General features: G+C 66.0%; 11 protein-coding genes and 1 pseudogene. 5 read left to right on the forward strand and 7 right to left on the reverse strand.

Translation table 11 applies throughout. The features are described from left to right. Nucleotides 1-49: 49 nt before the first annotated feature. A complete protein-coding gene (locus ACIA8C_RS12565) occupies nucleotides 50-988 on the reverse strand; it encodes a GlxA family transcriptional regulator (RefSeq protein ID WP_397133913.1) in 939 nt (312 codons plus the stop codon). Between the two features lie 253 nt (nucleotides 989-1,241). Here ACIA8C_RS12565 and ACIA8C_RS12570 point away from each other — a divergent pair, with 253 nt between their 5' ends. Further along, nucleotides 1,242-1,607 carry a DUF6010 family protein gene (locus ACIA8C_RS12570; protein WP_397134741.1) on the forward strand — a complete coding sequence of 122 codons (366 nt, stop codon included), beginning with the start codon at nucleotides 1,242-1,244 and terminating at the stop codon, nucleotides 1,605-1,607. Between the two features lie 51 nt (nucleotides 1,608-1,658). On the opposite strand, the pseudogene ACIA8C_RS12575 reads toward ACIA8C_RS12570, so the two are convergent. The 6 genes and pseudogenes from ACIA8C_RS12575 to ACIA8C_RS12600 all read right to left on the reverse strand — a co-directional run. Then, nucleotides 1,659-2,792, reverse strand: a pseudogene (locus tag ACIA8C_RS12575) (MAB_1171c family putative transporter); the annotation flags it as partial. Then, nucleotides 2,789-3,277, reverse strand: coding sequence for a hypothetical protein (locus tag ACIA8C_RS12580; protein ID WP_397133915.1), 489 nt, complete (start codon nucleotides 3,275-3,277; stop codon nucleotides 2,789-2,791). The pseudogene ACIA8C_RS12575 and the gene ACIA8C_RS12580, both read right to left, overlap by 4 nt. A 204-nt stretch (nucleotides 3,278-3,481) precedes the next feature. Beyond that, nucleotides 3,482-4,882, reverse strand: a complete 1,401-nt coding sequence (locus ACIA8C_RS12585) for a cytochrome P450 (protein WP_397133917.1) — start codon at nucleotides 4,880-4,882, stop codon at nucleotides 3,482-3,484. A gap of 316 nt (nucleotides 4,883-5,198) precedes the next feature. Beyond that, nucleotides 5,199-5,834 carry an NADPH-dependent FMN reductase gene (locus ACIA8C_RS12590; RefSeq protein WP_397133919.1) on the reverse strand — a complete coding sequence of 212 codons (636 nt, stop codon included), beginning with the start codon at nucleotides 5,832-5,834 and terminating at the stop codon, nucleotides 5,199-5,201. Further along, a complete protein-coding gene (locus ACIA8C_RS12595) occupies nucleotides 5,831-6,877 on the reverse strand; it encodes an acyl-CoA dehydrogenase family protein (RefSeq protein WP_397134743.1) in 1,047 nt (348 codons plus the stop codon). Before ACIA8C_RS12595 ends, ACIA8C_RS12590 begins: the two co-directional genes overlap by 4 nt. 24 nt (nucleotides 6,878-6,901) lie before the next feature. After that, complete coding sequence (locus ACIA8C_RS12600) at nucleotides 6,902-8,038, reverse strand: acyl-CoA dehydrogenase family protein (RefSeq protein ID WP_397133921.1); 1,137 nt, start codon at nucleotides 8,036-8,038, stop codon at nucleotides 6,902-6,904. A gap of 232 nt (nucleotides 8,039-8,270) precedes the next feature. Here ACIA8C_RS12600 and ACIA8C_RS12605 point away from each other — a divergent pair, with 232 nt between their 5' ends. The 4 genes from ACIA8C_RS12605 (at nucleotide 8,271) to ACIA8C_RS12620 (ending at nucleotide 12,495) form a co-directional block, all read left to right on the forward strand. After that, complete coding sequence (locus ACIA8C_RS12605; protein ID WP_397133922.1) at nucleotides 8,271-8,783, forward strand: VOC family protein; 513 nt, start codon at nucleotides 8,271-8,273, stop codon at nucleotides 8,781-8,783. Nucleotides 8,784-8,848: 65 nt separating this feature from the next. Beyond that, on the forward strand, nucleotides 8,849-10,123 hold the full coding sequence (locus ACIA8C_RS12610; RefSeq protein ID WP_397133923.1) for a condensation domain-containing protein: 1,275 nt from the start codon (nucleotides 8,849-8,851) through the stop codon (nucleotides 10,121-10,123). A 15-nt stretch (nucleotides 10,124-10,138) separates the two neighbouring features. Continuing rightward, complete coding sequence (locus ACIA8C_RS12615) at nucleotides 10,139-11,221, forward strand: LLM class flavin-dependent oxidoreductase (RefSeq protein ID WP_397133924.1); 1,083 nt, start codon at nucleotides 10,139-10,141, stop codon at nucleotides 11,219-11,221. A 38-nt stretch (nucleotides 11,222-11,259) separates the two neighbouring features. Then, complete coding sequence (locus ACIA8C_RS12620; protein ID WP_397133926.1) at nucleotides 11,260-12,495, forward strand: cytochrome P450; 1,236 nt, start codon at nucleotides 11,260-11,262, stop codon at nucleotides 12,493-12,495. Nucleotide 12,496: the final 1 nt, after the last annotated feature.

Genomic DNA, 12,496 nt, shown 5'->3' on the forward strand with positions numbered 1-12,496 from the left:
GTGCGTCATGGGGGGCTGTCACGGTCGCGATGGCTGATTCGATCGGCGCTCACCGGAAGGTGCGGCGGTAGGCGTTCGGCGGGACGCCGACGGTGCGTTTGAAGTTGTCTCGGAACGCGGTCGGTGAGCCGAAACCCACTTGGGCGCCCACGCGTTCGACCGTGTGATCGGTCGTCTCCAGCAAATGCTGGGCGCGGCGGATCCGAGCACGGTGCAACCAGCGCAGTGGGGTGGTACCGGTCTGAGTGCGGAACTGCCGCAACAGGGTTCGGGTACTGGTGCCTGCTTCGGCGGCGATGTCGGCGATGGTGATGTCGCGGGACATGTTGTCCTGCAACCACAGCAGCAGCGGCTCGAGCCCGGCGCCGAGCGGGGCGGGCGGGAACTGCGCGACGATGAACTGGGCCTGCCCGCCTTCGCGTTCCAGCGGCATTACCGACAGCCGGGCGGCGTCGGCCGCCACGGCCGAGCCGTAGTCGCGGCGGATCAGATGCAGGCACAGATCCAGGCCTGCGGAGGCGCCGGCGGAGGTGAGGATCTGACCGTTGTCGACGTAGAGCACGCCCGGATCGACCTCGACCTGCGGATAGGTGGCTGCCAGCAGGTCCGCCACGATCCAATGGGTGGTTGCCCGCAGCCCGTCCAGGAGGCCGGTGGCCGCGAGGGGAAACGTCCCGGTGCAGATGGAGGCGATCCTGGTGCCCGCCGCGGCGGCGGCGCGGATCGTGTCGCGAATGCCCGGCGACAGCGGGACGGTCGGGTCGGCGACTCCCGGGACGATCACGGTATCGGCCTGAGCCACCGAGGCCAGGTCCCAGGGCGCCCGTAACGCGAACGCGCCCGCGTCCACCTCGGGCCGCTCGGCGCAGATACGGACCCGATAGGCGCGGCGGCCGTCCGGCAGGCGGGTGCGGTCGAAAACCTCGACGGGAGTGGACAAATCGAAAGGTATGACCCCGTCCAAAGCCAGAACCGCGACCGTGTGCATGGCGTGAAACTACCCCATCGCCGGATTCGCGTCATGACCGTGAACAGGCCGGTGCGGGAAAGAGACGACGACAAGACCATGGCGTTTTTCCGTGGATACCTGACGAAAAAGCCACTGGGACAGGTTCCCGGCGGGCGATAACTTCGTGTCCGATTCATCCCCTGAGCCCGCTACGAGGAGTCACCCGGTCATGATTTCCGCTATCACCAATGTCGTTGCGCCGCTGCTGATCGGCGGCGTCTACGCCCTGCTCATGTCACTCATCCGTGAACCACATCGCCGCACGTTCAACGCGATCATGGTCGCCGGGGCCGGAGCCGCCTATCTCAGCGGCGGCGGACTCGGCGCCTGGGAGTACGCGTTCGCCGCCGCCATCACCTACTGCGCGTTCCGCGGCCTGAATTCGTGGACGTTCATCGGCATCGCGTGGCTGCTGCATACCCTCAGCGACGTATTGCACCACCTCAAAGGCAACCCGATCGTCCCCTTCGCGCACAACTCCTCCCTCGGCTGCGCGATCTGTGACCCCGTGATCGCGCTCTGGTGCCTGCGCGGCGGTCCCGACCTGCTCGCTTTCCTTCGCAACCGCTCCGCCGAGCCGACAGCTGTCGAAAAATAGCCCTGGTGCAGTAGTTATTCCGGATCGGCCGTGGAGTCGTCGCCAGACGCGCGAGAGCTCGACGAGCTGATTCAGCTCGGCTTCGAGGTCGCGGCGCTGTGCGGGGTGCGCGGAATGCTCGGTGCGGCCGGGCGGCGGCGGGAGTTGTCCGCTGCGTTTCGCGGCGACCGCGGCGGAGATCCGGCGCGCGTAGTCGCACAGTTCGTCGTGTTCGGATCCGGCGGCTCGATGGGGTGGCGCGCCCGGTGCGTAGCGGTTCAGGCGGACCAGACAGTCCCGGATTTCCATTGTCATGCGGTGCAATTGGCTGATCGAATCGGCCGCGGTGCCGGTGGCCGGACGTTCGAGGACCACTTCCGGATAGGAGTCGGTCAGATCGCGCCACAGCGGTCTGATGCGCCGACAATAGCGTCCCGGTCTATCCCAGCCGGTGCGGACGAGCAGGGCTCCGATGAGCGGGACGGTGAGGATGGCGGTACCGGCGACAAGTGCCACGAACGCGGTGAACGCCCTGGACTGCATCGACGGGTCCTGCGCCGCGGTGTGGGCGACAACCGCGGTCACCGTCTCGGCGGGTACGTAGATCGACTCGATGGTGAGATAACCAAAGTAGGCGAGAACGACCAGGTAGATGGCGATTTCGCGGGTGGTGTTGTCGCCGCTGCGCAGTTCCGGGACCATCATCTTGATGATCGATACCGAACTCGCCGCGAGCACGGAATAGTAAGCGATCCATACGATGGCCGCACCCCAGCCCTGGTATTCGTCGATCAGCATGTTGTGCGCACGAGCGGGGGTTCCAGCCGCGAGGATCACCGCGGCGGCGGTGAGTGCCACGGCATCGTAGCGTCGCTGGCGACGAGCCACGGTTGACCAGTCGTCGTCGGGTGCGGCGGCGAACCGGGCCATCCCGTAGATGCACATGATCGAAAGCAGCAGCGGGCCAAAGGATATCTGACGGACGACGTTGATCACGTACGCGTCGTCGAACATCCAGCAGACGCGGGTAATGGCATGCTGCACGCTGACGTTGCGCATCATGTCGCAGACGAGCCCGAACAACAGTGCGCGAGTGCCCAATCGGTCCATCGGCGTTTGAGCGACCAGGAGGTAGCGGCCAACGATCACGATGGCGACGAAAACGAAAGCCGTCCACTGGATGATGCCCGGTATCTCTGATGTCATCGGTGTCGCGTCCGGAAGAACGTGCGGCGCGCGACCGAGGGCCGCCTGCGCGGCAAAGTGGCCTCGACCATCAGTAGATCCGCGAAAGTCTCTGCAGCCATTTCTCGTTCGCTGCTGTAATCGTTTCGGCCGAGGACGCTTTTGATCGCATCGGGCGACAGCGAGGGCAAGAGTTCGTGCAACGGCAGCCGGTCCGCGGGGCCGCCGTCAACGGTGCCTTCTTCGTCGTGACCTAACAGCATGTGCGCTATCTCGTGCGAGATCACATGATCGGCATGCCATTCCGTATCGGCGAAGTACAAGACGATGTCAGCGTGCGTTGTCTTGATCCACAGGCCACTGGTAGTCGTTCCGCATCCGGCACCGGACAGCAGTGCGGGATCCTCGACCGGCTGTAGCCGGATCGGTCGCCCGCGATGGCGCCCCACCGCGGAAACAAAGGTGTCACGCTCCCACGGATAGGGAATCTCGATGTCGCGCAGCAAATCCGCGAACCGGCCTGCCACATCGGACACCGCGCCTGCCCCCCTCGAAACAAGTCTTACCGCAACGCATTACCGGCACGGCGGCCGACGATGCCGAGGAGGGCGCTCCTGCACCCCCGGCCGGCGCGGCTACCGCGCCCGGTGCCGCCGCACATGGCTGCAAGGTTCGCAGACCGAGCGGCGGGAGGCAATAGCTATAGCCACTCACGAAGCCGGAAGGCGATTCCGGGAACGCATCCGCATCCTGAGCCCAGCAGGTTTCAGCGTGACAAGCTCGTCGACCGCGAGTTGATACTTCGGATCCGGCTCCAAGTCGAATGCGTACAGCACGTGCGCGAGGGTCAGCACGATTTCATGGATCGCGAACTGACGCCCGATACATGAACGCACTCCGATGCCGAACGGCTTGTACGCCCCCGCCGGGCGCCGCGGGGTGGCGTCCGGGGCGAAGCGGTCCGGGGCGAATCGGTCCGGGTCGAACCGGTCGGCGTCGGGTCCCCACGCGCGCTTGTCACGATGGACGGCAAGGAGATTCACATACACCCAGGCGCCGCGACCGATGCGATGCGCCCCCAGGTGTGTGTCCTGTTTGGGGCGCCGGAAGTACCCGCCCGCCACCGGCCACAGTCGCAGGATCTCGTCGACAACTCGGCGCAGATACTGCAGCTTCGCCACCTGCTCATAGGTGAGCGTCGCGGGGTCGCCGCCGGCGACCGTGTCGATCTCCGCACGCACCCGTTCGACGATGTCCGGCCGGTCCCCCAGCGCGTGCAGCGCGAAAGTCAAAGTGTTCGCGCTGGTTTCGTGGCCGGCGATCAGAAAGGTGAGTACCTGGTCCCGCACGACCGCCCGCGACAGCCGTTGCCCGGTGTCCGGGTCCGGCGTTTCCATCATGTGCTGCAACAGATTTGGTGCCTCGTCGGCCACCGGCGGGCAATTGTCGATCAGGCTGCCGGCGATTCGCTGCAGCTCGGTGACGTTGTGCCGGTGGCGCCGCAGGGCGAATCGACCGATCGTCTCGTCGACGAGCTTTACCGAAACCGGGCGACTGGCATACCGGAGCACGTCGACCATCAGTTTCACGACCGGGAGACTGTTGCCGGCGGGCGGCTCGTCGAGCGTCGTGAAGCTGTGCCCGAATCCCGCGCGTGCGATGACTTCCAGTGCCATGGAGTTCATTTCGCCCGCAACGTCGACGGGATCGCTGCCATGCTCCCACTTACGTATCAGCTCGGCGACCACCTGCATCATCGTCGGGTGGTACCCGCGCATCGCCTCGCGGCTGAACCCGGGCATGAGGACGCGGTGCGCGGCGCCCCACTGCGGATCCTCGGTCGCCGCGGCTATCAATCCGGTGCGGACCACCTTGCGCAGGCGCCGGATCGGCGGCCCGAACTCCTTCTCCCACAAGGCTTCCGATTGCACCTCGTCGACGAGTTCGGCACTGTTGACGACCACCATCCGCATCGGACCGAAACGCAACTCATAGACCGGACCGAGCTTGTCCGCAAGCTTAGCCATCGACTGAACCGGCTTACCGGGGTTGAGCGACAACACGTCACCGAGCACGGGAAGTCTGTTAGGCGGGTACGGAAACTCGTTCACAGCGCGATAATTCCCTTCGATGTTCGATCCACCGTAGACGGTCGCCCCCGAGCCTCCGGCGGTTACCTGGTGCTCCGCCAGGCCGGACAGCTAGTCGACGCGCCGGTCCCGGTGCCATGAGGATCGAATCGACGATCAATAGACAATCGTGTTCGCAGAACACTCGCATGTTACCCAACCGAGGGATGGGCAACAAGCCCGACTACCGCCCTGTGCGCCGCCAAATTTGCGTGATATGCCAGATCACGTGGACGCTCATCGCGGTGGCAAGAAGTGGTGGGTGGCCTGGCTACGGCGGCGTCATGAGCAAGTCCCATCACCGCAGCAGTCCAGGGGCCGGATACCGGTCAGCGCACGCCGCCGTTCGGGCGATCGCGCGCCGCTGCGCCATCTCGATAACCTGCGCGAGCATCGTGTCGACTTCGGCAATCGTGCGCAGGCTGGTCGGTCGGCCCTGTTCGTCAGCGTCGGCTCGGTCGTGCGACAACGCCAGTCCCAGCGGGGTCGGCCAAGCCCGCAGCGCGTGGCTGATCGTGCGCAGCCCGGCCAGCGTGGCGTGGGCGCCCTGATCACCCCCCGCGACCGCGACACAGCCGATCGGCCGCCCGTCCAAGTAGGGTTCGGCATCGGCCGCCAACTCGTTGACGTAGTCCAGCGCATTCTTGAGCAGCCCGGAGGGCGAGGCATGATAAGCCGGAGATACCAACAGCACGCCGTCTGCCTTGCGCAACTCGTCCAGATAGTCGCGAGCCGCGGCACGACACTCGGAGGTGCCCGCGCGGTAGAAGGGGAACTCCAGATCGGTACCGCGGAACAACCTCGTCGAGGCACCCAGCTCGGCAGAGCGGCGAATACACCACCGCGCCAACCGTTCCGCCTTCGACGCGGGATTGAGCGAACCGGCCAGCACGACCACGTGGGCCCGTGGCCCGACCTCGATGTCGGATCTCATGGCAACGTCTCCGCCATCAGCCGGTCGGCGAGCCGCAGCCGCAGCGCGGCGCGATCGCCGAACAGCCGAGCAGATGTGCGCGCCCGCTTGTAGTGCCACCCGACCTCGTGTTCCCAGGTGAATCCGAGTCCGCCGTGCACGTGTACGGCGTCGGCCGCCACCCGGCAGAACTCGGTGGCCACCAACACCTTCGCGTCGAGGGCGGCAGACGCGAGCTCGGCGGGGGCCTCGTCGGCCGCCCACGCCGCGTACCAGACCACCGCGTCGACGATCTCACCCGTAGCGAACATGTCGGCACAACGGTGTTTGACAGCCTGAAAGCTGCCGATCGGGCGGCTGAACTGCACCCGGGACTTGGCGTGGGCCACCGCCAGTTCCACGCAGCGAGCCAGCCCGCCCGCTTGCTCGGCAGCCAGCAGGACCCGCGCCATATCCGTCAGGCGGGCCATTGTGGCGGTCGGGTCGGCGCACGCGAGTCGACGTGCCGGGACATTGTCCAGCGCCAACTCGACCAATGTCCGCGTTCGGTCCATGGTGGACAACGGAATTCGGCGCACCCCGTCAGCGTCGCCGCGCACGGCGTACAGCTCGCCCGCGGCCGGGAGCACTGCGAGATCGGCCACCCCGCCATCCAGCACGACCGGGACCGTGCCGGACAAACGACCTTGTCGCACAACGAGGTTCGCTTCCGGCGCCCAGGTGGCCAATAACTCGCCGGACAGTACCGCGGCACGCAGATCGGCGACTTCGGTACCGCCGGCCGTGATCGCGGCAACGGCCACTGAATGGCCGAGCACCGGTACCGGGGCAAGTACCCGGCCGACCTCGCCGCAGAGCACGACGAGGTCGCGCATTCCGCCGCCTGCCCCGCCGAGACGTTCCGGCACGCCGATCGTCGCCAACCCCAGTTCGCTGGTGAGCCGTGCCCACAGCGCACGGTCACAGCCGGCTGCCGGATTCGCGACAGCACTCATCGATCTCGGGCCGGCCATCGATTTACGCAGCACGGCGCGCAGTTCGACCTGTTCGGTGCTGGGCAGCATGTCCACCGCTGCACACCCTTTCACTCAGTGACTCGGCTCGCGTGGCAGGCCGAGCAGTCGTTCGGCGATGACAGTTCGCTGAATTTCGTCGGTCCCGCCAGCGATTCCGGTAGACAGCGCGGTGCACAGGAACCTCGCCCAGCGGTCGCCGTCGGCGCGGTCGGGCCGCCACCACACGGCGTCCGAACCGACTACCTCGGCGGCCGTATCCGCAGCCAGCAAGTCCATCAGGGACCAGGCCAGTTTGGCGACCGAACTGCGAGCTCCGGGATCGTCACCGGACTGCGCCCGCTGGGCAAGCCGAGCGCGGTACAGCCCGAGAGCCCGCTCGTGGAGGTAGACGGTGGCCAGGCGCTCACGGATCACCGGCGAGTCGGCGACCCCGCGGCAGTGGGCGGCGGCGGCCAGATCGGCGAACCACATCGACCGGTCGCCTGCCCGCAGTCCGAGTGCGCCTGCGGCCCGTTCGTGTTGCAGCATCGCCATAGTGACGGTCCAGCCGGCGTGTGGTCCGCCAACTACCCGGTCGCCTGGCACCCACACCCGGTCGAGCACAACCTCGTTGAAGGTCGTTCGGCCGGCCAGATCCCGCAGCGGGCGCACCGTGACCCCGGGCGCGCGCATGTCGACGATCAGCAGGCCGAGGTTGCGGTGACGCGGTCGGTCGGCATCGGTAATCGCAAGCAGCACACCAAAATCCGCCCATTGTGCGCGGGATACCCAGATCTTGTGACCGGTCACCCGGAAACCGCCGTCGACACCGCTCGCGCGGCAGCGCAGGCCGGCCAGATCCGACCCGGCCTCCGGTTCGGACAGCAACTGGCACCAGATTTCCTCCCCGCGTAGCAGCGCGGGCAGGTAGCGCCGCCGCTGCGCCTCGCTGCCCACATCGAGCAGAGTCGGGCCGACCATACTGAGGCCGACGGTGAAGGGTTCGGTGGGTAAGTCGAAGCCAAGCGCCTCCTCCTCGAAGGCACGCTGATGGTCTGCCGTCAGCCCCGAGCCGCCGTACTCGCGCGGCCAGGAGATTCCGGCGAATCCCGCGGTGCAGGCAGCCCGTTGGAACCGCCGCGCAGCCGGGAGGTCGACCTCGCCGGTACCGATGCGCGGACGGGCGTTGTCCGCCAGCCAATCCCGCGCCCGGACACGAAAGTCCGCCACGGTCTCTATGCTCCGCACGGTGTCACGGCCCCCTTCCGGATTCGGCTCCCACTACCGGCCGAATTCGACTGTACGAATCGTCGACGACGCCGCGCAAGTAACGCCCGAAAACTGGCGTATCAAATTCGCGATTCCCGCGGCTGGCGTTAGGTGACTTTTATGGGCGCGGAGCGGTAGCTTGGGAATCGATGCTCTTGCCATGGCCGGATACGGGGGTGCTCGAGTGCCGACAATGCCGAGACTGGACGGAAAGAATCACGTCAACCTGACAGTCACCGACCTCGATCGCAGTACTGAATGGTATGCGAAGGTCCTCGATATGATCGTCGTCAACGACGTGACCCCGGTGGGTTCCGGATTCCGATTTCGAACGCTGCTGCATCCCGCGTCGTTCGCCTCGGTCGTCCTTGGTTATCCGGAACAGCCCGGGCCGGGCGAGGCGGATCGATTCAGTGAATTCCGGGTCGGTCTGCATCATCTCGCATACCACGTGCCCGAGCGCGCCGATCTCGACGAATGGGCAACCCATCTGGACCGGTTGCGCATAACGCATTCCGGTGTTTCGATGTCCGGGCACGAAACCGGTGCACAGATTTGGCTGCGGGATCCGGACAACATCTGGCTGGAGTTCTACTGGGTCAATCGCGAATTCTTCGCCGACAAGTTGCGGCTTCGCTGGAAAGCCGCGCGAAAATCCGGTCGTTCGACGTGGCTGTCGCCATCGATGGACGGCAACCAGGCCTGACCGCATTCCGGCGATCGCTTTCTTCAGATATCGGGGGCACGAATATGCGTGAACTATCAGCAACCGTGGGTCAACGGCTGCTGTGGTTTCTGGATCACTACCGGGCAAGCGCCGACTACGGCGTGCTCAACTGCCCTGTGCTGTGCCGCATCACCGGTCCGCTGACGCGGGACCAGTTGCGTATCACGCTCGACGGATTGACCGCCCGGCACGACGCCCTGCGCACCACCCTGGCCGGGTCCGGCCGGCACCTGCGCCAGTGCGTACACGACAGCGCCAGCATTCCGCTCACCGAAGACGACCTGTCGGGCGAGGCCGATCCGCAGGAGCTGGCACAGCACGCGGTAGCGACCGAACTCCGGACGCGCTTCGATCTCAGTGGCCGACTGGCCAGGGCGCGGCTGTGGCGGTTGAGCGCCGACGAGCATCTGCTGTGCCTGAGCCTGCACCATGCCATTACCGACGCCTGGTCGACCGGCGTGCTTTTCGGTGAGCTCAGCGCATTTCTCGACGGCGCCGCCGCGACCCGGCTGCCCTCGGTCGGCTGGCAGTATCCGGACTTCGCCCGGCATCAGCATCGGCTCGTCGAAACCGGCGCCCTGACCCGGCAGCAGAATTATTGGCTACACCAGCTCAGCGGGGCGGCACTGCCCCGCATCATCGAAACAGTCGACGGTGACAATGGTCTCCGCCGTAGCGGATCGATCTCCGTCGCCTTCGATCGAGATGTCACCGAGCGCCTGCACGATATCGGAAAATCACAAGGCACCACGCTGTTCGCGGTATTGCTTGCTGCGTTCTATGTGCGAATGTACGGCGAGACCGGGCAGGATGATCTGACCGTCGGTTCATTGTTCGCCAACCGGCTCCGCGCGGAAACCCGCAATACCGTCGGATTTCTGGCGAACATGGCGATGCTGCGCGCTCGGATACGTGCCGAGCAAACCTTTCTCGATCTGCTCGCGGCTACACATACCACGGTGACGGGCGCGATTGCCAACCAGGATTGCCCTTTTCAACTGCTGCCGCCGGGGCTGGTCGATACCGGCGGAATGCGACCCGACGACGTGGTGTTCCAATTTGTCACCGATCCACGGCCGATCGCCACGGTCGGCGAGCTACGGCTGGAACTGGTGGTACCCGAAGATATCGGGAGCCGATTCGGCTTCGAATTGACGCTGGTGCCGGTCGGCGACACCCTGCGCGCGGTGCTTTTCTATCGCCGCGATTGGTTCACCGACGACTGGGCGCATCGATTTCTGACCGCATTCGACGCGGTAGTTCATGCCGTCACAGCTCTGCCCGCCGTCCGGGTGAGCGCCCTGAGCAGGATGCGTTAGGAAAGGATTTCCGCCATGCCCCTGTCCCTGCACTGGTTCCTCCCGTCCCACGGCGACGGCAGAGATATCGGCCCGACCCGCGAAAAGGTCACGGCCAGAAGGGAACCGGATATCGACTACCTCGCCCAGGTCGCCAAGGCCGCGGACACCCTCGGCTTCGACGGGGTGCTGACGCCGACCGGATTGTTCTGCGAGGATCCCTGGGTGGTGGCCACGGCGCTGATCCACCAGACCAGCACGCTCGAGTTCATGATCGCCCTGCGCCCCGGCCTGATGTCGCCGCTGCTCCTCGCCCAGATGTGCGCGACCTTCCAGCGGATTTCCGGGGATCGTCTGCTGCTCAACGTGGTTGCCGGCAGCGACGCGGACGAACAGCACCGCTACGGCGACTGGCTGGACCACGATCAGCGCTACGAACGGATCGCCGAATTTCTCTCGATCCTGCACGGTGTCTCGCACGGGCGACCGTATGACGCCGACGGCGCCCACTATCGGATGAAGAACGCCATGCTGCCTCGGCCACGGCGGCCGTTGGCGCCGGTATATCTTGGTGGGTCGTCCGAGGCAGCACGGACGGTCGCGGCCGCGCAGGCCGATGTCTACCTCGCCTGGGGCGAACCGCCGGCCCAGATCGCCGAGCTCTGTGCCGACGTGCGCCGCAGAGCCGCCGAGGCCGGCCGGACGATTTCCTGTGGCACCCGCTTCCATGTCATCGCCCGCAGCACTGCCGAGGAGGCGTGGCAGGTGGCCGATCGGCTGCTCGTCGGGATGGATCCGGAACTGATCGAGCGCACGCAGCGACGGTTCGGGCGCAGCGAATCGGAAGGTCAGCACCGCATGCAGGCCTTGGTGCGGGACCGCAGCGAGCTGGAAATCTATCCGAATATCTGGGCGGGTTACGGATTGGTCCGGCCCGGCGCGGGACTCGCGCTCGTAGGCAGCCACGAGCAGATTGCCGACCGGATCGACGAATATTGTGCCTGCGGAATCGAACACCTGATTTTGTCCGGGCAACCGCATCTGGAAGAGGCCTACTGGTTCGGCGAAGGGGTCATTCCGCTGTTGCGGGCGCGCGGACTACTGCGCGGTGCGCCATGAGCACGATGAAATACAACAGCACGGACAGGTGAGTACAGATGAGCCACACTCTTGCCGACCCCACCACTTATGCGATGGCCGTACCGTATACGGAATTCGCCCGCTGTCGCCGCGACGCCCCGGTCTGCTGGGTGGACGAGCCCGTTCGCGTCCTGCGCGGTAGCAGCGGTGTCGCCACGGTTCGCGGTTCGGGATTCTGGGCGGTCACCCGACACGAAACCATCTGTGCCGCAGCACGTTCGCCCGAAGTGTTCTCCTCGGCGGCCAAGGGGGCGTTTCTGACCGATCCGCGCAGCGCCGCGGATCTGGCGCGCAACCGGGAGGTCCTGATCAACATGGACGCACCGCGACACGCCCGCCTGCGGCGCACCATCTCGCCGGCGTTCACCTCGCGCGAATTGGCATCGATGCGGGAATCGATAGTCACCCACGCCCGGCAGCTCACCGACAAGGTCGTGGCGGCAGCCGAATTCGACGCGGTTGCCGACCTCGCGGCCGAGTTGCCCCTGCTGGTCCTGGCGGATCTGCTCGGTATGCCGCGCCGCGACCGCGGTCTGCTGCTCGACTGGAGCAACGGTCTGGTCGGCTTCGACGATCCCGAATACGGCGACGGCGATATCGATCGGTACCGAGCGACCATGACCGAGGCGTTCGGGTATATCGCCGAGCTCGCCGAATTTCGTCGTAAGTCGCCGGGCGCGGATCTGGTCAGCAAGTTGGTGAGCGCGGAGGTCGACGGGCGTGGCCTCACCGTGCGGGAGCTGAGCATGTTCTGGCTGTTGTTGGTCGTCGCGGGGAACGAGACCACCAGGCACCTGATCTCCGGCGGATTGCTCGCGCTGATCCACTGGCCGGATCAGGCTCGACTGCTGGCCCAGGATCCCGACCTGCTGCATCCCGCGGTCGAGGAAATGCTGCGCTGGGTGACACCGATCATGCAATTCCGGCGCACCGCAACCGAAGACACCGATCTGGACGGGACGCGGATCCGGGCCGGCAGCAAGGTCGTGCTCTACTTCATCTCGGCGAATCGGGATGATCGGGTCTTCGCCGACCCGGACCGATTCGATATTCGGCGCGTGCCCAACCCGCATCTGGCCTTCGGCTTCGGCCCGCACGCCTGTATCGGTGCCCGCCTCGCCCAGCTCGAGGCCAAGACCCTGTTCGACTGCCTGCGTCCGCAGCTCACTCGACTCGAACTCGCGGGCCCACCCGTGCGGCTGGCCTCCAACTTCGTCAACGGCCTGAAGTCCATGCCGATACGGTTCGGCTGAG

Origin of the sequence: Nocardia sp. NPDC051321 (genome assembly GCF_044455225.1) — a bacterium.
Lineage (GTDB): Bacteria > Actinomycetota > Actinomycetes > Mycobacteriales > Mycobacteriaceae > Nocardia.

Excerpts from the sequence above, each read along its gene's own strand:
- ACIA8C_RS12605 (WP_397133922.1), top strand. The coding sequence starts at position 8,271 with ATGCCGAGACTGGACGGAAAGAATCACGTCAACCTGACAGTCACCGAC.
- ACIA8C_RS12620 (WP_397133926.1), top strand. The coding sequence starts at position 11,260 with ATGAGCCACACTCTTGCCGACCCCACCACTTATGCGATGGCCGTACCG.
- ACIA8C_RS12565 (WP_397133913.1), bottom strand. The coding sequence starts at position 988 with ATGCACACGGTCGCGGTTCTGGCTTTGGACGGGGTCATACCTTTCGAT.
- ACIA8C_RS12595 (WP_397134743.1), bottom strand. The coding sequence starts at position 6,877 with ATGCTGCCCAGCACCGAACAGGTCGAACTGCGCGCCGTGCTGCGTAAA.
- ACIA8C_RS12590 (WP_397133919.1), bottom strand. The coding sequence starts at position 5,834 with ATGAGATCCGACATCGAGGTCGGGCCACGGGCCCACGTGGTCGTGCTG.
- ACIA8C_RS12615 (WP_397133924.1), top strand. The coding sequence starts at position 10,139 with ATGCCCCTGTCCCTGCACTGGTTCCTCCCGTCCCACGGCGACGGCAGA.
- ACIA8C_RS12570 (WP_397134741.1), top strand. The coding sequence starts at position 1,242 with ATGTCACTCATCCGTGAACCACATCGCCGCACGTTCAACGCGATCATG.